At 46.5% G+C, this 21255-nt stretch carries 19 protein-coding genes and 1 pseudogene; 7 read left to right on the forward strand and 13 right to left on the reverse strand.

All coding sequences use genetic code 11. From position 1 onward, the window contains the following. Positions 1 to 30: 30 nt before the first annotated feature. Positions 31 to 222, forward strand: coding sequence for a YfhD family protein (locus H7F27_RS16370; protein WP_044163723.1), 192 nt, complete (start codon positions 31 to 33; stop codon positions 220 to 222). Positions 223 to 260: 38 nt separating this feature from the next. Here the strand turns inward: H7F27_RS16370 and H7F27_RS16375 are convergent, their stop codons facing one another. The 4 genes from H7F27_RS16375 to H7F27_RS16390 all read right to left on the reverse strand — a co-directional run bounded on the left by H7F27_RS16375 (position 261) and on the right by H7F27_RS16390 (position 3955). Continuing rightward, positions 261 to 845 (reverse strand): nitroreductase family protein, encoded by a 585-nt coding sequence (locus H7F27_RS16375; RefSeq protein WP_024120644.1) that lies wholly within the window; start codon positions 843 to 845, stop codon positions 261 to 263. Between the two features lie 87 nt (positions 846 to 932). Then, positions 933 to 1811, reverse strand: a complete 879-nt coding sequence (locus tag H7F27_RS16380; RefSeq protein ID WP_101860266.1) for a PhzF family phenazine biosynthesis isomerase — start codon at positions 1809 to 1811, stop codon at positions 933 to 935. Between the two features lie 114 nt (positions 1812 to 1925). After that, positions 1926 to 2957: a FecCD family ABC transporter permease gene (locus tag H7F27_RS16385; protein ID WP_024120642.1), complete on the reverse strand. Its 1032-nt coding sequence runs from the start codon at positions 2955 to 2957 to the stop codon at positions 1926 to 1928. Beyond that, on the reverse strand, positions 2954 to 3955 hold the full coding sequence (locus tag H7F27_RS16390) for a FecCD family ABC transporter permease (RefSeq protein WP_185848154.1): 1002 nt from the start codon (positions 3953 to 3955) through the stop codon (positions 2954 to 2956). The genes H7F27_RS16385 and H7F27_RS16390 overlap by 4 nt, the downstream gene beginning before the upstream one ends. A 156-nt stretch (positions 3956 to 4111) precedes the next feature. Between H7F27_RS16390 and H7F27_RS16395 the strand changes: the two genes are divergently transcribed. Then, positions 4112 to 5089, forward strand: coding sequence for an ABC transporter substrate-binding protein (locus H7F27_RS16395; protein WP_101860268.1), 978 nt, complete (start codon positions 4112 to 4114; stop codon positions 5087 to 5089). A 19-nt stretch (positions 5090 to 5108) separates the two neighbouring features. On the opposite strand, the gene mprF is transcribed toward H7F27_RS16395, so the two are convergent. Next, positions 5109 to 7679 carry a bifunctional lysylphosphatidylglycerol flippase/synthetase MprF gene (gene mprF / locus H7F27_RS16400; RefSeq protein ID WP_185848155.1) on the reverse strand — a complete coding sequence of 857 codons (2571 nt, stop codon included), beginning with the start codon at positions 7677 to 7679 and terminating at the stop codon, positions 5109 to 5111. Positions 7680 to 7851: 172 nt separating this feature from the next. Between mprF and H7F27_RS16405 the strand changes: the two genes are divergently transcribed. Further along, a complete protein-coding gene (locus H7F27_RS16405) occupies positions 7852 to 8334 on the forward strand; it encodes a MarR family transcriptional regulator (protein ID WP_024120638.1) in 483 nt (160 codons plus the stop codon). Positions 8335 to 8446: 112 nt separating this feature from the next. Next, entirely contained in the window at positions 8447 to 10003 is a 1557-nt protein-coding gene (locus tag H7F27_RS16410) for an MFS transporter (RefSeq protein ID WP_185848156.1), read from the forward strand. Here the strand turns inward: H7F27_RS16410 and bstA are convergent. Next, positions 10000 to 10517 (reverse strand): annotated as a pseudogene (bstA, locus tag H7F27_RS16415) (bacillithiol transferase BstA). The gene H7F27_RS16410 and the pseudogene bstA sit on opposite strands and share 4 nt — an antisense overlap. A 128-nt stretch (positions 10518 to 10645) precedes the next feature. Here bstA and H7F27_RS16420 point away from each other — a divergent pair. After that, a complete protein-coding gene (locus H7F27_RS16420) occupies positions 10646 to 11899 on the forward strand; it encodes an MFS transporter (RefSeq protein ID WP_095714815.1) in 1254 nt (417 codons plus the stop codon). After that, the gene (locus tag H7F27_RS16425) at positions 11865 to 12482 is read left to right on the forward strand and encodes a TetR/AcrR family transcriptional regulator (protein ID WP_095714816.1); all 618 of its coding nucleotides are present in this window, start codon (positions 11865 to 11867) and stop codon (positions 12480 to 12482) included. The genes H7F27_RS16420 and H7F27_RS16425 overlap by 35 nt, the downstream gene beginning before the upstream one ends. Before the next feature lie 36 nt (positions 12483 to 12518). Here H7F27_RS16425 and H7F27_RS16430 read toward each other — a convergent pair whose 3' ends face one another. Further along, positions 12519 to 13607: an acyltransferase family protein gene (locus H7F27_RS16430; RefSeq protein ID WP_095714817.1), complete on the reverse strand. Its 1089-nt coding sequence runs from the start codon at positions 13605 to 13607 to the stop codon at positions 12519 to 12521. A gap of 508 nt (positions 13608 to 14115) precedes the next feature. Beyond that, positions 14116 to 14748, reverse strand: a complete 633-nt coding sequence (locus H7F27_RS16435; protein ID WP_095714599.1) for an esterase EstB — start codon at positions 14746 to 14748, stop codon at positions 14116 to 14118. Between the two features lie 407 nt (positions 14749 to 15155). Between H7F27_RS16435 and H7F27_RS16440 the strand changes: the two genes are divergently transcribed. After that, complete coding sequence (locus H7F27_RS16440) at positions 15156 to 15719, forward strand: PadR family transcriptional regulator (RefSeq protein WP_095714600.1); 564 nt, start codon at positions 15156 to 15158, stop codon at positions 15717 to 15719. A gap of 103 nt (positions 15720 to 15822) precedes the next feature. Here H7F27_RS16440 and H7F27_RS16445 read toward each other — a convergent pair whose 3' ends face one another. From H7F27_RS16445 to H7F27_RS16465, 5 genes are all read right to left on the reverse strand, one after another. Next, entirely contained in the window at positions 15823 to 16980 is a 1158-nt protein-coding gene (locus H7F27_RS16445) for a linearmycin resistance permease LnrN (RefSeq protein WP_103672434.1), read from the reverse strand. A 14-nt stretch (positions 16981 to 16994) separates the two neighbouring features. Beyond that, complete coding sequence (locus tag H7F27_RS16450; RefSeq protein ID WP_024120629.1) at positions 16995 to 18185, reverse strand: linearmycin resistance permease LnrM; 1191 nt, start codon at positions 18183 to 18185, stop codon at positions 16995 to 16997. 11 nt (positions 18186 to 18196) lie between these two features. Beyond that, positions 18197 to 19132 (reverse strand): ABC transporter ATP-binding protein, encoded by a 936-nt coding sequence (locus tag H7F27_RS16455; protein ID WP_103672432.1) that lies wholly within the window; start codon positions 19130 to 19132, stop codon positions 18197 to 18199. A 142-nt stretch (positions 19133 to 19274) separates the two neighbouring features. Beyond that, entirely contained in the window at positions 19275 to 19937 is a 663-nt protein-coding gene (gene lnrK / locus H7F27_RS16460; RefSeq protein ID WP_024120627.1) for a two-component system response regulator LnrK, read from the reverse strand. Further along, a complete protein-coding gene (locus tag H7F27_RS16465) occupies positions 19934 to 21136 on the reverse strand; it encodes a sensor histidine kinase (protein WP_185848157.1) in 1203 nt (400 codons plus the stop codon). Before H7F27_RS16465 ends, lnrK begins: the two co-directional genes overlap by 4 nt. Positions 21137 to 21255 lie beyond the last annotated feature (119 nt).

Raw genomic sequence — 21255 nt, forward strand, 5'->3', positions numbered from 1 at the left:
TTTGATATCACTTTTTAGGGGGAATTTGATATGGGCAGAAATCATATCCACAAAAACCGTGATAAAAACAAACAAAAACTTCCTCAGGTTCCCGATGCGTTAAAACGAGAAACTGACGGCGTTTACGAGGAATATTCAAGCGAACTCGCTGATGCGGATGACCGCGAAGCGCAGGAGCGCGCAAAAGCGGCCGACAGCAGAGCGAAAAGCAAAAAACGTTAATGAAAAACCCCTTGTCTCTGCTTGAGACAGGGGGTTTTTTACAGCTCGGTGAACCGTTCCTTTATCGGTGTGCGTTTTTTCACTTCCGGCATTTCATCAGGATAGCCTGTTTGTATGATCGCGGCGAAGCGCTCGTTATCCTGTAAACCGAAGGCTTGATGCACGTCTTTATCATAGAGGATCTTTCCGCTTTTCCAAACCATGCCAATTCCTTTTTCCCAGGCAAGAAGCTGGAGGTTTTGAATCAATGAGCTGGTTGCCGCAAAATCATCATCTCTTGCTCTTTCGTTCTCATCTTCCTGAAATACAACGAGCAGAAATCCAGGCACACGGCTGAGTGTCTTTTTGAAATTTTGGAGTTTTTCTTCCGTCATGTCCGGCTTTGATTTTTTAGAAAATGAAGCAAAGGTTTTAATCAAGCTTGCTTTTCCTGTTTCACTGGAAACGTAAATAAATCTCCAAGGCTCCGTCACTCTGTGATTTGGCGCATATTTTGCCGTTTCTAGCATGTCAAGGATGACAGCCGGAGGTACGGGATCTTGTTTAAATTTACGGATTGATCTTCTGCTGCGTATGATATCCCGCAGTGCTGAATCTTGATTTATCTGTTCGGCTTGAGGCATACCGCTTCACCCTTTCTACCCAATTGAAAATGATTATCAATCATAATCATAACGGAAAGTGCAGCTTTTTGTAAACCGTCAGCCATATTAGATTTCAAGAATCCGAGTTTCTGAGTAAACGGCAGTCCCTGTCATGTTCACTTTGATGTGATCGTTATCTCCATTTATTTCAATTTCCACTCTTCCGTCTTTCCCCATCTCCTGTCCTTGTTCAATGATGAATGTACGCTGCCCGGACCGGCCGTATTGCTGCATGTAAGCTCCCATCACACCGGATGCTGTGCCAGTCACGGGATCTTCTATTGTTCCTGAATACGGCGACGAAAAGTGGCGCCCGTGCAGGTCGCTGTCAGAGTGAATCGTTTCAAAGGTAAACGGATGCACTGAGGCTTTTGGCAGATCAACTAGAACTTCCGGAAATTGTTTGTTATTCGGCACCATTTTTTTAGAGGCTTCTAATGATTTGAGCGGAACGATTGCAGTCCATATGCCTGTACTGCCAAAAACAATTGGAAGGTCCTCATGAAAGTCCTCCGCCGTAATTCCCAATGCGTCCGCGAGCCTTTCCCGGTCGCCCGTAAATGGTTTGAATTTCGGAGCAGCCTGTTCCAGCGTGATATGGATGCGACCCTCTTTTTCAGAAATGTTTGCTGGCAAGTTACCGGCTTTTGTCTGGATGCTGTACGTTTTACCAATCTCCAGCCTTCCTTTTTCACATAATGCGTATAGGGAAGCGACCGTCGCATGTCCGCATAAATTCATTTCGTGTCCAGGAGTGAAGTAACGGAGTTCAAGATCAGCCGCCTCGCTGTTCCGAATAAAGGAGGTTTCTGAATATCCTGCGATTTCAGCTATTCTCTGCATTTCTTCTTCTGTGTAATGGTCCCCGTGCAATACCACACCCGCGGGGTTTCCTTTGCCGGGATTTTCCGTAAATGCTTCATATTTTAATACCTCTGCTTTCATTCGCCTGCCATCCTTTCTACATCAATGTCTCTGTCAGTATAACAAAATATTAGAGGGAATTTTCAGTCAATATCAAAAACCCATTTTCTTTGCAGAGAAAATGGGTTCTTACAATCAGGAATTTCTTGTTTTATAGAGCAAATAAATAAAATAGGGGGCGCCGATCGCCGCTGTAAAAACGCCTGCCGGGACTTCGACCGGGGCAAATAGGGTTCTGCCGATGATGTCTGCTCCTAATACGAGCAGAGCCCCGATCAGTGCAGATGCCGGGAGCAGCGCACCGTAAGACGAGCCGACGAGACGCCTTGCGATGTGCGGCGCCATCAGACCGACAAAACCAATCGTTCCGGCAACCGAAACCGCACAGCCCGTAAGAGCCGTACTCAGCAGCAGGAGGAAGAACCGGTTTCTTTGCACGGAGCTTCCCGCGCCTGCCGCAATATCTTCACCGAGCATCTGTATATTCATATTTTTAAGACAGATAAAACAAATGAATAAGAGAATGACAGACAGCAACACGGCTATTTTTACATGCTGCCAGTTAGATCCGTAGACCGAACCTGTTATATATACATTGGCTTGGGACGCCCTGTAGATCGGTCCTTTGATCATGAGCAATGTGGTCATCGCTTGTGCAGACATTGAAAATCCGATTCCGATCAGCACCAGCCGAAACGTGGAGGCGCCATTTTTGTATGCGAGTAAATAAACGATAAGTCCAACAACTGATGCCCCGATAAATGCGGCAGCCGGAAGCCATGACAGACTGATCGTCAGTGAATCGCTTCGGTCTGAGAAGAACATCATGACAAGCACCACAGCCACAGCCGCTCCGCCCGTGATTCCGATAATATCTGGGGATGCGAGAGGGTTTCTGACCAGCCCCTGCAAAATTGCGCCTGCCGCAGCCAAGCAAACGCCGGCGCATACAGCTGTCAAAATTCTTGGCATGCGGAACGACATCACCATCATTTCATCGAGCTTTGAACCTGCACCGAAAAATGTTTTGGCCACATCCCAAGGAGGAATGAACCGCTGTCCGAGACCGGCGCTTATGATGAACACAGCCGCTGTTAAACCGAGTAAAACAAAAAAGACAATCCATGCTTTTTTTTCAGCGGCTGTAATGCCAAAACGAAGTTTCATAGATTCGCCCCCCTTCTTGCGATGTAAACAAACACTGGCATGCCGATAATCGCCGTCATAACTCCGACAGGAACTTCCTGAGGCATAATGATATATCGTGCCCCGATGTCCGCGGCAACAAGTAAAATCGCACCCAACACAGCGGAAAACGGCAGAACCCAGCGATAATCATTGCCGATGATAAAGCGGGCAAAGTGCGGGATGATGATGCCGATAAAGGAAATCGGCCCGGCAATGGCGACAGCCGAACCGGCAAGCAGGACAATGCATAGTGCCATAGCGAATTTCAGCAATCCCGTTTTTTGACCAAGTCCTTTGGCAACATCTTCTCCCATGATAAGAAGATTAATTTTTCGGCCGAGGAAACAGCTGATCAAAAGCGCCGCCGCGGCATATGGAAGCATCGTGAGCAGCAAATCGAGACTCCTGCCCTGCACAGAGCCCGTCAGCCAAAATAGCACCTGAGCCAGCTCGAGTTCATTGACGGAAAGCATGCCTTGTGTCAGCGAAGAAAACATTGCCGCCATGGCTGCTCCAGCCAGCGTCAATTTGATCGGCGTGAGCCCTTCCCTTCCAAGCGAACCTGCGGCATAGACAATCGCGGCGGTAAAGGAAGCACCGAGAAACGAGCTCCATACAAGCGCTTGGGGTGATTGAATATGCAGAAAAAATGATCCGGCAACAATAAAAAAGCCGGCCCCTGCGTTGATTCCGAAAATCCCTGGTGATGCTAGCGGGTTTTTTGTCAGCGCCTGCATCAGAGCGCCTGCAGCCGCAAGGGAAGCGCCGACGACCGTGGCAACCAAGGCGCGCGGGAGCCGGACGTCTTTAATGATGACTTGCTCATTTGATCCATTAAAAGATGTAAACGCTTGATAGACCTGTCCCCATGACGTACCGGTATAGCCGTATATGACACTTGCGCAGACAGCCGCCAGCAAAACGAAAAGCAGACATAATAACAAAATCCATTTCGAATAAGCCTTTTTGAAGATCATCATCCAATTCTCCTAGTGATTTACTATGTAACATTCTTGATCATGACTGCAGTAAATTGATTGTTTTTGAGAATCATCCTCAATTAATGATTGACACTCTCACCACTGCTTATTATGATCTAAATGATAATGAATTTCAATATTGGGAGGAAAAAGATGAAAAAGCATATCAGCATGCTATTTGCATTACTTATGGCCGTTATGGTGCTTTCTGCCTGTAATAGTTCAGAAAGTTCAAGTAACAGCGAGGGGTCAAGCAGCAAAACAAGAACGGTTAAACATGCAATGGGGACATCAGACAACATTCCAGCCCATCCAAAACGGATTGTTGTCTTAACAAATGAAGGAACAGAGGCGCTTTTAGCGCTTGGCATTAAACCTGTCGGGGCCGTGAAGTCATGGAAGGGCGACCCGTGGTATGACTACCTGAAAGACGATATGGAGGGTGTTAAAAACGTCGGGCTAGAAACTGAACCGAATGTGGAAGCCATCGCGGAATTAAAGCCTGATTTGATTATTGGAAATAAAGTGCGCCAAGAAAAGATTTATGATCAGTTAAATGCGATTGCGCCGACGGTTTTCGCTGAATCTTTAGCCGGGAACTGGAAGGATAACCTGACTCTTTATGCCGACGCGGTGAATAAGGCGGACAAAGGCAAAGAAGTCATTGCCAATTTTGATAAGCGCGTTGCCGATATGAAAGATAAGCTTGGCGATCAGACAAACAAAACCGTGTCTGTTGTACGCTTTCTGTCCGGCGAGTCGAGAATCTATTATAAGGATTCATTCTCTGGCATTATTTTAGACCAGCTTGGTTTTAAACGTCCTGAAAAGCAAGTGGAACTATTCAAGAAACAAAAGGACCAATTCACGTTCTCAACAGACAGCAAAGAATCCATTCCTGATATGGATGGCGATGTGCTTTTTTATTTCACTTATAAAGCCGATAATGCAAAAGATAATGAAAAATGGGCCAATCAGTGGACGAGCAGTTCACTATGGAAAAACCTCAAGGCTGTGAAATCAGGGAACGCCCATGAGGTCGATGACGTCGTGTGGACAACCGCAGGCGGAATCAAAGCCGCAAACTATCTGCTTGACGATATTGAAACGTATTTCTTAAAGTCTAAATAAAAAAAAGAACTCCGTCTGTTTAGACGGAGTCTTTTTTGCTTTTGCCGATCAGACGCGTGACGAGGAACATGGTGACAGAAAGAGATCTGTTTTTCCGATACGCCAAGTATTTTCCGCGCCATTCAGGTTTGTATTTTTCTTTAAATGCCCGGAGCCCGCTGAAGCTGTACATGTACCGAACATTATTAAAAATGACAGCCGCGAAGCGCTCTGACCAGAAGGATGTAAAGGCTGTGCCGACATTGGCCAAAGGCGCCATGCCCATGTTAAATGACGTGCACCCCTCCTCCTTCGCCCATAAAAACATGCGGATGAACAATGCATCCATAATACCGTTCGGGGCGTCGCTGCGATAGCGCATCAGATCGACCGAGATTTCGCCTTCCTGATACATCGGCATGATATTTGCGAAAGCTACAATGTCCCCTTCGGCATTTTTCATATAGGCGATCGGTGCTCTCTGTAAATATGACGGATCAAAGAACCCGAGCGAAAAGCCCTTCTCCTTTTTCGAGCCGAGCCATTCATCGGAGATTTGTTTGAGCTCTTCTAAAAACGCTTCTGAAAATGGAGGATGATCAACATGGAAAGTATATTCCTCCCGTTCAAACCGGTTATTGATTGCCCGCAGGCCTGCTTTTTTCTTCCCTGATATGGTAAACGTGTTTAAGTCCACATAGGCTTCCTCGCCAAGTTTAAAAAAGTTATACCCAAAATCGTGGTACAGCGCCATGTCCTCTCGTTCGATTTGATAGAACAAAACACTGAACCCCTTTTGATGTGCTTCGTTAAGAAATTCTTCGAGCACAAGCGGGAACGATTCTCTTTGGCCTGACGGATCGCCGAGCACGACCAGCCGTCTGGCGATTTTTCCAAACAGAAGCAGGGCATTTCCGTCACTTGAAAAATAAAACCGCTTATCTTCGAGAAAGCCGAGATGGCTCAGCGCGTTGCCGCCTTTTTCATTGAGAAACGCAGCAAGACGTTCTGGATCAGCTTTTTCCCCAATTGGTTTGGTTTTCTTATGGTACACCACTGTAAAAATAAAGAAGAACAGCGGAACGGCGATGACTGCCATGATGGTCGCATGTGTAATATGGGAAGTGCTGTGGACGAAATATTCGTGGCGCAGCACCTTTTTCATCCGATCCCAGATGAAGCTTGCGATAAGGTTATAGTTAAACAGTGCCACAGTAAACAGGGCCGCAGCGAAAATCATTTGCCCTAGTGTATAGGAAGCCTGTTCTCTGACAAATTGTTTTTTCAGCAGCACAAGCAAGACGATGATAATCGGCAATATGAATATTGCACTGATATTGAGCCCTTTTAAAAAGCTGAAAACAAATCCGCCGACAAGTGCTGTAATCGCCATTGTATAGGACCGTTTTGTCCGTTTATAAAGCTCGATCGGCAATATCAGCAAAATGAGCGCTGAGCTTAAGGACAGCCCGTTGAACAGCAAAAGGACCGGACGGGGAATGTGCGGAATGACTGTCAGCCTATCAATCGGCAGTGACACCGACGCAAGGACAATGAGACCGGCTACGAACACAATAAGTGAAAGCGATCCCTGTAAAATCCTCACTAACATGGCCCGCTGTACGACAAGCAGCACGTTTGTCGTTTCGATAGCCGGTGCGATGCGCGGGTTCGTTTCGAGCCGTTTCATTGTATTTTCGGTCAGGTCGCCGGCAGCAAAGAACAGCCCCAAAACAAATGGAATAAATGAATAGGCGAGCCTGTACAAAACGATTGACGTAACAATGGCTTCCTGATGATAGCCAAGCTGCTCCATACCGAGCAAAAACAAAAGGTCGAACGAGCCGAAACCGCCCGGCACGAGGCTGATCATCCCGCCGATCGCCGCAATGACGAACACCCCGAACACATACCGGATATCAGCATGAATGCCCATGGCGAACAAAGCAAAATAGATGACGACTCCAGCCATGAGCCATTCGGCAACGGAAGCGCCGATATAAGCAAAAATCGGATTTTTCACTTTATCCTCATTTTCTTCGTCTCCGGCTTTGCGGCCTTTTATTTTGGCCACCGCCAAGGATAACGGCAAAATCAGCGCGAAACCGATAACGACTGCCCACAGCCAAGGCTTTTCATGGATCACTTCATCCACTGGCAGCACCCGCGCTGCGACGAAAATGCTGAAAACAGATAGCCCGAGCAGCATAGATGACGTAAGCCAGGCGATTCCTTTCACGAGCGCCTTATGGTCTTTCGTATGCTCCTTATAGAACATCATTCTTAACCCGACACCGGCTAAACCGCCGAACCCGAGCACATTATTAAATGAATTGGCGATCCAGGAAACCCTGAATACCTTTCCGTTTGTGATCGAAAGGCGCAGCGAGTATTTCAGGACGTAATCATACAGCGACATAGCCGCAACAGCCAGCAAGCCGATCAATACAAGGATGAATAAGTCCGTGCGTTCCAGCCCGTTGATAACCATGAGCGTGCGTTTGAATGACAGATTTGTCAGTTCTTTTTTTGATTGATAAATAACAAATAGTAAAACAGCAACAGGAAAAACGATTTTTAAAATTGATAAAGCATTCTTTTTAATCAGCAATGGTCTCTCCAATCATATACAGTTCGATATTTCTTTCCCCAATAATCTCCAACTCATTATACACTACCGCTATTTTTCGGACAAAGTCTCATCTGCGGTTTATGCTGACTTTCTTTCAGCGGTTAAAATCGAGTAATATGGTAAGAGGAGCGAATGACGAGGAAGTGATCAAATGGAATATAACTTACATGATACAACAGTATTAAACGAAAATATTCTTTCATCTGAGGAACGTGAAATTTGGGTGCTTTATATGAAAGTCTTAACATCTGCCGGGCTCGGTGATGTGTCTGAGTGGATGAAGCTGGATATGAGCATGCCGCAAATGAAAGTGCTCATGCTTTTAAACAATCACGGAACGCTGAAGGTCAGTGAAATTGCAGAGAAAATGGGGGCTTCCCTGTCAAATACAACCGGGCTGCTTGACCGCCTTGAGAAGTCCGGCTTTGTTAAACGCTCACACTCTGAAGAGGACCGCCGTTCAGTGGTTGTTCATTTAACGGAGAATGCGAAAAATATTTTTCGCGGGCTTTATCAAAAGGGCCATATGAAATTGAAGCGTTCCTTGGAGATACTGTCTCCTGATGAAAAGCAAGCTGTTTCCAAAGGGCTTTCTGTTCTTTCCAGAGCGCTGGAGCAGGCTAAAAAAGAATAATGTCAGCGAAGTCTGTCCTCACGCAAACTGCGGAGGCAGACTTTTTTTATTTGACATTTAGTTCATTTTAAATGAATAATATATTCTGAGTGAAGTAAAAGGAGTGATGAATATGCATAAGGCATTGGCAGATCAAAAAAGCCAAAAGTGGGCGATCAGCCTGTTTACCATCGGTGTGTTTATGGCTGCGCTGGATAACGGGATCATCTCCGCTGCGCTGACCACGATAAACGAATCGTTTGCCGTTTCTCCGTCTTGGGGTTCGTGGGGCATTACGCTTTATACGCTCGGACTCAGCGTCAGTGTGCCGATCGTCGGAAAGCTTTCCGACCGCTACGGCAGAAAAAAGCTGTTTCTTATTGAAGTCGGCCTTTTCGGGCTTGGTTCTTTGCTTGTCGCCTTGAGCCAAAGCTTTCCGCTTTTTCTTATCTCACGGCTGATTCAGGCGCTTGGAGGCGGCGGGATTTTCATCATCGGAAGTTCTCACGTCCTTGCTACGCTTCCAAAGGAAAAGCAAGGGAAGGCCCTTGGTTTGCTAGGGGCGATGAACGGGATGGCTGCTGTGCTCGGACCCAATATCGGAAGCTTTCTGCTTGATTGGACCGGGTCATGGCATTGGCTGTTTTTGATTAACCTGCCGATTGCAGTGCTGCTGGTTGTTTTCGGTGCATTTTTTATTGTGGAAACCAAAGCGCCGGAGGCCAAACGTCTCGACACGGCCGGAATTTTTCTTCTGTCCTTGTCAATTTTGGCTGTAATGTACGGCATGACAAACCTTGACGGGGCGAATCTCTTAAAAAGCCTGGGAGATCCTGAGGTTTATGGATGTATTGTTTTCGGTATTTTTTGTTTTGCGGGGCTCGTATGGTTTGAGAAGCGGATGGAAATGCGCGGGGGCGATCCCATTCTGGCGTATTCTTTACTTCGGAATCACATGTTTCAGCGAACGCTTATCATCGGTTTATTATCCGGGGGCCTCTTGGCGGCGGTTATTTTTATTCCGTCATATGTTGAGCAATATTTAGGCGTTCCTGCCGTAAAAGCGGGCTATTGGATGACACCTCTTGCCTTAGCTTCCGGAATCGGCGCTTGGCTTGGCGGAGCGCTCACCGACAAAAAAGGACCGGTGAAAACTGTTGTGCTTTCAGGAATTATTTCATGTGCGGGATTTGCTTTATTTCCGCTTTGGGTGACGGAAAAATGGGAGTTTGTCATTGCAAGCGTGGCGGCCGGCATCGGTTTTGGCTTTCTGCTAGGCGCTCCGCTGAATGTTCTTGTATCAGAAGCAGCTAAAGCGAATAAGGGCACGGCGCTCGGCACGCTTTCATTAGTAAGGCAAATCGGACTGACATTGGCGCCTACTCTTTATGCAGGTTTTATCACAGCAGGGTTTGACCAAATCGGCGATGAAATCAGCAGCCGCTTATCGGACAGCGGACAGTCAGGGAAGGCTATGCAGATGATTCCCGAGATCGACAGTTCAGATGTTTCTTCTTTACAAGAACAGATCGAACGCATTCCTGTGCCTGAAGTCAAAACTGCGATAAGCGATGCCATTCAGGCCAGTGTTGCCAGCGGCTATGATCATTTATATGCGGCGGCGGCTGTGATTTCTCTGCTGGTGATTGCAGCAATCAGTCTCCCGGCTTTCCGCCGGCAAAAGCGTTAAGACCACCCCATCCGTTTGGAAAGCTCCGTAATATGAGCGATATGGTGATGTGAGTGCCAGACATACAGCCCGAGCGCGTTCTCTAGGGTAATGATCTCTTTTGTATCGGGATGGTAAAATCCGCGCTGAAATTGCTGATCCGTCAGAGTGCGGAGAAGAGCCGTCCATCTTCCGTGAAGCTCCTGCAAAAGCGCGAGTGAACCGCTCGGCTCCGCTGTTTTGGAGTCTTCAAGCTCCGACCATGCTTTTTCATCATACGGACGGATGGCCGGCGTCTCTTCTGTCAAGCTTAATTTAAAACGGATATAGCCATTCATATGACTGCTTGCCGGACGGTCCATCCGCCGTCTCGGTACGGTGTATCAAGCTGGCTGTCTGTCATCCCCTCAACGGCTTGCTTCAGCTTAGCCGGCACTTCCTCCAGCACTTGAATCCATTCTTCTTTCTGCTCATTTGATATGAATTTCCTAGGTTTGTACTCTCCTATCGGATAGCTTAGATTGGCTGTTGACATGTGCATCTCCCTCCTGAATGCTTTATTCAATCTTTATTATTTTACAAGAAAACCATTGTTTATTGTGTTATTTTCCCATACAATAAAAACGACACTAGTGTCATTTTTATGAGCAGGAGGAGAAAACTATGGGTCAATCATTGTTTTGGAGAAATAAAGGGCTGATGACGCTGTTAGCCTCGCAAACAATTTCTTCCCTTGGCGACTGGCTGCACATTTTGGCCGTCTTAACATTAGCCGCCTTTCAGCTGGATGCTTCTTCACTGGATATGTCTTTTTTAATGATGTCATTTGCACTGCCTGTCATTGTTCTCGGTCCCGTATCGGGTGTGCTTGCAGATCGATTTGACAGAAAAATGATCATGTTTCTGTCTGAAATCGGCCGCACCCTCACCGTTATCAGCTGTGTTTATGTCAGTGAGCTTTGGCAGCTTTACGTATTGCTCAGCCTTCAGAGCTGTTTTTCTTCATTGTTTTCACCTTCTAAAAACGGCAAGCTTAAGGAATTGACATCAGAAGCTTTCCTTCAGCAGGCTGTTTCTATCAGCAGCATCATCGATAACACTGCAAAAATTTTCGGTCCCGCGCTTGGCGGCATAATGGTCGCCGCAGTCTCCATTCATTCCGTTTTCTTCATCAACGCGGGCGCTTTTCTTCTGTCTGCTGTCATTTTGTTTTTGCTTCCGAGAGATGCGTTTCAGCAAACACCCAATACACCTCAAGACAAAACATCAGCACTTGCTTCTATAAAAGAAGGTTTTCTATTTATGAAACAGACACCTCTTCTATTGACGGGCTTGTTCACGGCTTGCTTTGTTCTCTTCATATTGCAGATAGGCGATTCACAGGCTATTATTCTCATCCGCTCTTTTCCCGGTGCGCCGCCCGAACTTGCAGGATGGTGCATGGCCGTAAGCGGGGCCGGTATGCTGCTGACGGCGTCCATTGTAGGAAAAAGGCGAATTTCCTCTTATCTGCTTTATTTCACACTGGGGGCATGTCTGCTTGGAATAGCAACTGGATGTGTGCCATTTCTGGGAGGCCTCGGAATTGTCGGCACAGCACTTTTTATCTTCGCTTTTTTCATCATGGGAGCAGCTTTCGGCCTCGTCCATATCCCGTTTCAAATTCTTGTTCAGACGTCCGTGCCTGTTGATTATAGCGGCAGAGTGTTTGGCGCTATTCAGAGCATGACGACTCTCGCCTCCATTCTCGGCATGGCGGGCGGGGGCGTGCTGGCCGAATTGATCGGCGTATCTCTTGCTTTTCTGATCTGCGGCTGCTTGCTGATTGCGGCCGGGTTGACTACACTTATAGGTAAGAAAATGGCAGAAAGCAGGCGATATTTTGTCACCGAAAGTAACAAAGGAGCACAAAGATAAACGGCAAGCGGAGATTTTAGAAGCCGCCAAAACCGTTTTTAAACGAAAAGGATTTGAATTAACGACAATGAAGGACGTTGTGGAGGAATCGGGCTTCAGCAGGGGCGGCGTCTATCTTTATTTTTCCAGTACAGAAGAGATGTTTCGCCGCATCATTGAGGCCGGCCTCGATGAAGGGCTCCGAAAGCTGGATGAATCAGCTGAAAACCGAAGTGTCTGGGATACTATTACCAGCTACCTCGATGGACTGACTGAAGGCCTACGTGGAGCGGCGGATACATTGGCGCCGGTGCAATTTGAATATTTGGTGACTGCTTGGCGCAATGAAGAACGGCGCGAGTATTTGGAGAAGCGTTATGATCTTTTTGTGACAAGGTTTTCGAAGCTTTTGCAAAAAGGAATCGATCAAGGTGAATTTCAGCCGCTGCAGCCTCTGGCGACGATTACTAAGTTTTTTCTTAATGTGAACGATGGCATGATCCAGAACGCGCTTTATTTCAATGAAGATAAAGCTGATGTATCAGGAATGGCTGAAGCAGCTAAACTGTATTTAAAAACAGCATTGCAAGTGAATCAAACATAAAAATCACGGCAGGAACGTTTCTCCTGCCGTGATTTTTCAGCCTGCGTGGTCTCGCACTTCCATTTTTACTTTTCGCTTCTTCGGCTGATAGATTTTCCCTACAAACAAATATCCATATTTAAACTTGTTCAGTGCCCAGGATGTCAGGATCGGGCCCGCTGTGCAGACGGCAAACAGCAAGAAAACGGCCGGCACGGCGGGAATGTCTGGCATATTTAACAGCAAAACATAGCCAATGATCATAAAATAAGCGTGCAGCAGATAAATCGAAAAGGAATAGTTACTGATAAACATAATGATTTTCGGCACCTGCTTTATGTTAGAAAACAGGTGAAAGCACAGGAAAATCATACTTGTTGAATAAAGCATGATGTCAGGCCGCTTTGAGCTGATCATGCCGACCTCTCCGAAATAAGAAACAGCCACAACCAACGCGGCGGACCCGACCGCAGCGCCGTATACCACCCAGCGGTATTGATTCAGCAGCGCTAAAAACCGCTTGTACTCTTTTCCGCAGTAATAAGCGAGACAAAAGTAGAAAAGCCAGCCTGCAAACGGAACCCAGAAGAACGGAAATGAACCGCCTTGTTCAGAAGCGGGTGCCGGACTGACTGCTGAGAAATAGCCCAAATAAGCGGCTGTCACCACAAACGAAACAGACAGCACCCATTTTGGCGATGCTTTTTTCAAATACTCATGAAAGAGCATGTGCAGGATATAAAATTGGAAGATGACAAGAATGAAATATCCGATAAAGTTTCCTAAAAATACGTTTTCCAGATATTTCTGCACAAACGCCAGAAAAGTCAGCTTCCCCCCCATTGCACTGGCCATCAGCAAGGCATCAATGGCTGCGATAAACAAAAAGGGAATAAAAATCACTTTTCCTCTCTTCTTCAAAAACCCCTCCGGCACCCCGTCAGGATAAGAACGCGCCAGCAAAAACTCAGAGATGAAAATGAAAGCAGGCGTGCTGAACATCAGGAGTGTACGCAAAGAATCAACCGTGTGAGAAATATCAGCAAGTGCTTCCGCCTGAAGCATCAGGACCATTGAAATGATATGGAGCAGAACGACACTTAAGCACGAAATGCAGCGGATCACAAAAATTTCTTTGATTTGCATAACAGCGCTCCTTTATTTCAAATTTTTAGAAATCGATGGTTGTACCATAACACACCTGCTTCAATTGAAAAAAGTGCCTGATTTCTTATCTTTCAGTATGCATGAACGACTAAGACCCATAAAGACCCATAACTTTTTGGCATACCGCCCTCAGCCATTTGTCCCGTACAGCCGGTCTGCTATGCTTGACGCGCGGGAACAGTGTCCTGTTCACTTTTTTGATTCCGCAAAATTGCAAAATCCGCGATTTGCCTCGGCATCCATGAGTGAAATTACCAAAAAAGCTGGCGTTGCGGATAAGACAATTTGTCTCGAAGACGGTGGCTCCCGCATTTGCGAAAACTTTCAGCAATGAAGTGTTCATTCGGGAAGTGCTGAATAACTGTATTAGAACTTACAAAAAGGTCCGTGTTCGTTCTGACTTTCTGCTCTTTTCAACCTGTCAGAAAACAAAAAACCTGCTGTAACCAAACAGCAGGTTTTAACATAGCCGCATATCTTTGAAGCATCAGTTCGTATTTAATCCTCCGCCATTCAATCCTTCTTTGATATAGGCGTTGACTTGGCTATTAGAAAGCAATCCAATATGTCCAATGCCATACAGTTGGATGTTTCTGGCTCCTTGTAATCGAGACAAGCTATTGATGACAATTTCATCATTCAGACTGTAGATCGATGTATAGAGGATCTTTTGATTAGGATCTGTACCTGGCAGCGCAACAGATGACACTAAACCATTAGCCCCTCCGAGCGTGACAACATTTTGAATCTTATTGCCCCCGCCTAAATATTTTATAGCATACAGCGTATTGGCTCCTCCCATGCTATGAGCCACAATATCTACTTTTTTTGCTCCTGTTTCTTTTAAAACACGATCAATATATGCTGCAAGCTGCGGTCCGTTATTTAGGTTATTCCCTGTCTTATCATAAAAATCAATCGCATACAGTTTATTGCTTTGCCAGCCCTGAGAGATTAAGTAATTTTTAATAGCAAAAAAATTGTATGATGCACCGCTAATCCCATGAACAAGAACAACAGGGTTATGTGCTGTTTCTGCCTTCGCACTTGAAGGCGGAGCTGCTAGAATAGACAAAATCATTGATAGACAAATAGTTGATGCAATAAGTAATCTTTTCATTTGACGTTTCTCCTCAATTATGTATTTACCAGAATGATTATACAATTAAATTTAAACTTGGTAAATATAAACTTATCAGAATCTTCAATTTACCTATTATTTTGATTAAATCCTAATTCTGTCGATTGGCAGTTGTCTGCAGTACACTTGATCCATATACTCGAAAGAAACTTGAAAGGACAATAAGCGTAGGAGACATGCGGTTGTGTTCCCAGTCTCCCTTTCCTATAATATAGGGAACAGATGAAAGCTAAACATAAGATGGCATTCACTATTTTATATAGGACGAGTATCAAGAAGGAATTCAATTTTGTTTTCCGTATAAGAGAAAAGAACGATACGATTTTGCGGCAGGGCATTTAAAAAACTTCTGGTTTGCAAAAACAGCCATAGACACGGAGGACAGCATGAGAGTATTAAAATACGCCATATTAGGGCTTTTACGAAAAGGCGAATTGAGCGGATATGATATTACAAGTTATTTCAAAGCGGAGCTCGGCCAGTTTTGGAGCGCCAAGCACAGCCAGATTTATCCGGAGCTCAAAAAGCTGACAGATGAAGGCTTTATCACATTCCGGACAACGATTCAGGGCACAAAACTTGAGAAAAAAATGTATACCCTGACAGACAGCGGAAAACAGGAGCTTCACGTGTGGCTGACCCGCCACCACCCTATTCCGGAAACAGTGAAGGATGAATTTATGCTGAAGGCTTATTTCATTTCTTCTCTGTCACGCCAGGAGGCAGCCGACTTGTTTACAGACCAGCTGCTGAAGCGCAAGGAGAAGCTCGCTGATCTGCAAGGCAGTTATGAAAAGCTAATGGCCTCAGCGGAGCCAATGTCGTTTTCTTCACCGGATTTCGGCCACTATCTGGTACTGACAAAAGCGCTGGAACGGGAAAAGAATTACGTATCCTGGCTGGAGCATATTTTAGCCATGATACAAGAGAATACCCAGGAGCGGCCTTAATCGAAGGTGACTGGCCGTCCGGCAAACAACACTTGGAACAAAGACTGAACCTGACAGAACACACGATATAATGATAAAAGCATCTGCCCGGAGGCGGATGCTTTTACGTTCGGAGCGCTTTCAGCCCCGCTGTGAAGGTGACGGCGGCAAAAGCAAGCAAGATGCCGCAAATGCCGAGTATATCCGTGATGGTTGCCCCGTTAGCGATAATTTCTGTCAGTCCGCTCATCGCCCACTTTTGCGGGAGAAAGTCAGCAATGGACTGCATCAGCTTCGGCTCAATTTCTATCGGCCAATACATTCCGCTCACCATACACGTCGCAATAACGAACAAGTTGCCGAAAGCAAGCTGCTGTTCTGGCGTTCTGACATGGGCAGCAATCATCAGCCCGATGCCAACGACTGCAAACAGAAAAAAGGATACTAACACGATCAGCGCAGCCGGATTGCCCCAGCTGATTCCGAACAGCCAATGAGATGCGAGAAGCAGCATTCCAAATTGAATCCAGCCAATCACAAAGAACGACAGCACATACCCCGCTCCGATTTCCGCGCGGCTGACAGACGCGGTGAGCAGTCTCGGCCAGACGCCGCTTTTTCGAGCTTCTAATATCGTGCCGGCTGCCCCCATCATTGTCAGCATCACAAACAGAATGGAAAAGCCAGCAGCTCGTGAAGCTGTGTCACTTACGCCCTTGCCTTCTTTTTTATCATTGAGAGATTCCCGTTTTACAGCTGGGGCGCTATCTCCATGATCTTTGGCGATTACCGTTTTATAAGCCGATTTCCAGCTCTCCCCCGCCGCCTCGGCCGCGGTTTTTGCCGCGGTTACCTGAATGTTGAGCTTTGCCAGCTTGCTTTCGGCATACTGTTTAGCGACTGGCGCTTCTGTCAGCTCTGGACCGTGGCTGAAGACCAGCTCCGGCTTCTCTCCTTTTTCCAGCTTCTCTTGGAAAGTGCGGGAAAGGGTGATGACTCCTGCAATTTTCTTTTGTTTCAGTTTTTCTGAAGCTTTGCTTTTAGTCATCGTTTGAAATGTATACATATCATCATGTTGCTTGAGCTCCCGGATATAATGCTGTGAAAGAAGCGTATCATCCTGATCGACGATCGCAAGCCGCATCTTATCATCACTTCCGCCGAGCAGACCGCCGAATACAAAGGTCAGCAGCAGCGGGGCAGCGAACATCATTAAATAGTTCTGCGGCTTCTTAAAAATGAGAGAAAGCTCAACGCCGCAAATGGCTATGATTTTTTTCACCGTGTTTTACCTCCTTATCTTGTGTGAAGCCTTCTGATGCCAACAGCCAGTGAACAAAGACCGATTGCCGCAAAAAGAAGGACCGGCGTTTGAAGTTCAGCCCAGCCTCCCCCTTCCATTAAGGAAAGAAAGCCTTCGAGCGCCCATCGATTTGGCACCGCCTTTGAAACAGATTGCAGAAAATCCGGAAATTGATAAAACGGAAGCATAGAACCACCGAGAACGGCAAGCACCTGAATTCCAAAACCGCCTAAAACATCTGCTGACTTCATATCGCTGATGCACGAAGCAAGAAGCATTGAAATGCCGGATACAGCTGCTGCGTAGGAAAGCCCCAGCACGCACACAAACAAGAGATTGTCTCCCCAGTCCACATCAAATATATTGATGGTCACAATAAGAAAAATGAAAAATTGTATAATGGCAAACAAATAGGTTCCGAGCCACTTCCCGAAGAGAATGGCGTATTTTTGTGCAGGCGTCATCAGCAGTCTGGCAAGGGTTTCTGTTTCCTTTTCCAGCAAAAATGATTTCGCGCCGACCGTCATATGAAACAGCATAAACATGCAAAGCATTGCCGCCGAATAGTATTGAAAACTGGTAACTTCTTTTGCGCCGACTGATTTCTCAGTAACAGCAAGCCTGGCACCCGCTTCTTTTTCAAGCGTCTTAGCAAGATTTTCTGCTATGAGGGCAGGATTGAGCTTTCCTTGTTTTACAGCTTCCGTCTTGGTGACATATTCCATCGAGGCGGATGCCGCTTCTCGTACCGCCTTGTATTGGTCTAAAAAAGATACTGCAGCCGTTTCTATGATAGAGCTTTTTAATTCCTGATCAGTGCCAGCATAGACAGCGGCCGGTTTCTTGCCGGATCCCCAATGTGCCGGGACGGCAATTCCGACATCAATTTTCTTTTCCGCCAGCAGCTTTTTCATTTCCTTTTTACTGCCGGCTTCTGTGACCTTGATCATCTTCATTTTTTCAAGTACGTCTGTTTTAAACATCTTCGACGCGCCTGACTGATCAGACTGGACATAGCCGACTTTGATTTCATCAATCCCGCTGCCTCCGCCAAGGATTGATCCAAGAGCGGCCCCTAATATGGCTGTTAAGATCAGCGGCATTAGGATAAGCATCATAAACCCTTTTTTGTCCGTGATTCTGATTTTGACATCTTTCCATGCGATCCATATTGCTTTTTTCATCGCCGCCCCTCCTAATCCCGCAATGTGCGGCCTGTCAGATTCAGAAACAGCCGTTCCAGATTCGGCTCCTGAACCTGAAGAGACAGGAGATTCGTTTGATGGGCAGCGGCTTCCGCGAGCAGGCTGGTGACTACTTTCTCATGGTGCGCCGCAGCAACCTCAATTTTGAGCTCAGATTCATTCACTATTACATCATTCACATTGGCAAGCGAGCGGACAGCAGAAAGAAATCCTTCATCTGCCCCGCTGACAGTCATCTGGATGATCGTATCTCCTCCAAGACGGCTGCACAAGTCGTTTTTTGTGCCGATTGCAATCATTTCTCCCTGATCAATAATGCCGATCCGGTCGCATAAATACTCGACCTCTTCCATGTAGTGACTCGTATAGATCACGGTCATGCCTGTTTCGTTGAGCTGTTTGACTGTTTCTAAAATATGATTTCTCGATTGGGGGTCGATGCCGACGGTCGGTTCATCCATGATAAGCAGCTCAGGCTTATGCATAAGGGCTGCGCCGATGTTAATTCTCCGTTTCATTCCGCCGGAGAATGTTTCGATTTTATCTTTAGCCCGTTCAGTAAGCCCTACATATTCAAGGACTTCTGCTGATCTTTTTTTGGCCTCTCCATGCGTGAGTCCATACATTTTCCCCCAAAATACGAGATTTTCTTGAGCCGTCAGTGTCGGGTACAGGGCGATTTCCTGCGGGACGATGCCGATTTTTTGTTTGGCTTTGTTCGTGTCTTTGCCGATGACATACCCGCCGACTGTAATCTCCCCTCCGTCAAGCGGCACAAGTCCGGAAATCATAGAAATGGTTGTGGACTTCCCCGCTCCGTTCGGTCCGAGAAGTCCGAACGACTCACCCTTTCTCAAGGAAAAAGAGATTCCTTTGACAATTGTTTTTTTTCCGTATGCCTTTTTGATATTTTCTGCTTGAAGCACGCCGTTTCACTCCTTTTTTTATCCCATTGCCATTGTAGAAGAGATTGAGGCGTGAAACATGTGGCGCCGGATAGAACATCGGGCATAAAAAAAGGCCTGTGACAGGCCTTTTCAGGGCAACGCATATGCCAAACGTCATCTATCAAAAGACAGATACGCCATGTCTGACGGAATAAATGGCGGCTTGGGTTCTGTCTCTGACCGACAGTTTGCTGATAATGTTTGACACGTGATTTTTCACTGTTCCTTCTGTAATGTACAGCTTTTCGGCAATTTCTTTATTGTTCAGTCCATACCCGAGCTCAGCCAGCACTTCCATTTCACGCTCGGTCAGGTCGATCAGTTCCTTCGGTTTTTCTTTCTCTTCCGTTCCTTTCAGCTGTTTTTCTCGTTTCCATTCATTCAGCATTTGGGCTGTGAGTTCCGGCGGGAGCACCATTCCTCCTGATTGAACAGTCATCACCGCTTTCACAATCGTATCGGCTGACATGTCCTTTAACAGGTACCCGCTTGCCCCTTCTTCAAGCGCTTCGGCAATCAGCTCTGAATCTTTAAAGGTCGTCAGCATCAGCACCTTTACGCCCGGCAGCGAGCTGGTGATCAATTTTGTTCCCTCCACCCCGTTGGACACCGGCATGCGGATGTCCATCAATACGATATCCGGTTCCAGCTCTTTCGCCTTTTCAAAGGCTTCCTGTCCGTTTCGCGCCGTGGCGATGACATCGAGCTCTTCCCGGAGCTGAAGCAGAGACGCCAGCCCTTCTCTGACGATATCCTGATCGTCGGTAATGATGATTTTAATCATGATAAACTCTCCTTTTGCTGTGCGGGCCCAAAGCTCCATTTTTTATTAGCCAAAGAAAATTCCGCAATCACGGTAAATCCTTGATCCCGCTCGCTTTCAAAACGGATCATCCCGCCATGCTCGGCCGCCCGCTTTTTCATATTCAAGAGACCAAATCCCAGCGCGGCCTTAGGATTTCCTTTTCCGTCATCTTTAATTAAAAGACTGACTGTTTCCGGTGAACACGTGAGCTGAATCGAGCAAGCAGTGGCGCCGCCGTGACGTTTTGCATTGGTCAGCGCCTCCTGCACCGTTCTGATCACAGTCGGATGCAGAGACAGCGGGACCAGCGCAGGATCGCCGCTGACCGTCAGTTCGGATGTGACGCCCGCATTTTTGTAAAAGTCTTCTGTCAGTTGTTTCAGCGATTCAATGAATGAGGGATCGTTCTCCGTTTGCAGGGTTCGGACTGATAAGCGGACATCGCCGAGTGCTTCACGGGCGAGCGTTTCACAGACGCCGACTGTCTCATCTGCTTTTCGGCTGTCTCTTTTTTGCCATTCACGCAGAAGCTGCAGCTGGACAAGAAGCGCCGTCATTTTGTGCCCTACTGTATCATGGATGTCCCGTGCCATTCTGTTCCGCTCGTGAATGGCAGTGAGTTCTTCGACCTGCTTCGCATATAAATGCAGCTCCTGGTGTGCTGCTGACAGCGCCCGATGCGAATCCGTCAGTTTCTGAAACTGCTGTTTTGCCGTTTCTTGTGCTTCAAGAAGTTTGCGGATTAATTTGCCGACCACCCCGCAGAACACCACAAATGTCATGCTGGTGATGTGATCCATGACGTATTCATTGCCGGCTAGCAGATATGTACGTATGAGGACAATTGAAAACAAAATTGAGCAAAGACATAACAAAAACCATGCCATTTTTCTATTGAACCCGCGCAGAAAAAATGCGACAGCTACCGGGCATAGCATAATAATGAACAAACCATTGCCGGGAAACATGAATCCAAACGAAAAGCCGACCGTAAGATCAATCAGACAAAACCAGACGTCATACTTCTCTGTTTTCAGCAGAAAATGATTGGCTGCATACACGGCAGCTCCTAACGCTATAAATAGATATTCAAACCAGTTATCATCCTTTACGAGGGACAGATACATCGAACAGCTCACCATCAAGGTGAAAATTCTTGTAAATAAAAGAGCCTTCACGCTCATCACTCCTATAAGCAATTCCTTTCTTATCATACCTGCCTCTTGTTATTTTTTACAGATGTTTCTGGAAAATAAAAACCGCATATGAACTTTATGTCATATGCGGCGTTTCCACT

It is taken from the genome of Bacillus sp. PAMC26543 (assembly GCF_014250375.1).
GTDB lineage: Bacteria > Bacillota > Bacilli > Bacillales > Bacillaceae > Bacillus > Bacillus halotolerans.

Excerpts from the sequence above, each read along its gene's own strand:
- H7F27_RS16370 (WP_044163723.1), top strand. The coding sequence starts at position 31 with ATGGGCAGAAATCATATCCACAAAAACCGTGATAAAAACAAACAAAAA.
- H7F27_RS16375 (WP_024120644.1), bottom strand. The coding sequence starts at position 845 with ATGCCTCAAGCCGAACAGATAAATCAAGATTCAGCACTGCGGGATATC.
- H7F27_RS16380 (WP_101860266.1), bottom strand. The coding sequence starts at position 1,811 with ATGAAAGCAGAGGTATTAAAATATGAAGCATTTACGGAAAATCCCGGC.
- H7F27_RS16385 (WP_024120642.1), bottom strand. The coding sequence starts at position 2,957 with ATGAAACTTCGTTTTGGCATTACAGCCGCTGAAAAAAAAGCATGGATT.
- H7F27_RS16390 (WP_185848154.1), bottom strand. The coding sequence starts at position 3,955 with ATGATCTTCAAAAAGGCTTATTCGAAATGGATTTTGTTATTATGTCTG.
- H7F27_RS16395 (WP_101860268.1), top strand. The coding sequence starts at position 4,112 with ATGAAAAAGCATATCAGCATGCTATTTGCATTACTTATGGCCGTTATG.
- H7F27_RS16405 (WP_024120638.1), top strand. The coding sequence starts at position 7,852 with ATGGAATATAACTTACATGATACAACAGTATTAAACGAAAATATTCTT.
- H7F27_RS16410 (WP_185848156.1), top strand. The coding sequence starts at position 8,447 with ATGCATAAGGCATTGGCAGATCAAAAAAGCCAAAAGTGGGCGATCAGC.
- H7F27_RS16420 (WP_095714815.1), top strand. The coding sequence starts at position 10,646 with ATGGGTCAATCATTGTTTTGGAGAAATAAAGGGCTGATGACGCTGTTA.
- H7F27_RS16430 (WP_095714817.1), bottom strand. The coding sequence starts at position 13,607 with ATGCAAATCAAAGAAATTTTTGTGATCCGCTGCATTTCGTGCTTAAGT.
- H7F27_RS16435 (WP_095714599.1), bottom strand. The coding sequence starts at position 14,748 with ATGAAAAGATTACTTATTGCATCAACTATTTGTCTATCAATGATTTTG.
- H7F27_RS16440 (WP_095714600.1), top strand. The coding sequence starts at position 15,156 with ATGAGAGTATTAAAATACGCCATATTAGGGCTTTTACGAAAAGGCGAA.
- H7F27_RS16450 (WP_024120629.1), bottom strand. The coding sequence starts at position 18,185 with ATGAAAAAAGCAATATGGATCGCATGGAAAGATGTCAAAATCAGAATC.
- lnrK (WP_024120627.1), bottom strand. The coding sequence starts at position 19,937 with ATGATTAAAATCATCATTACCGACGATCAGGATATCGTCAGAGAAGGG.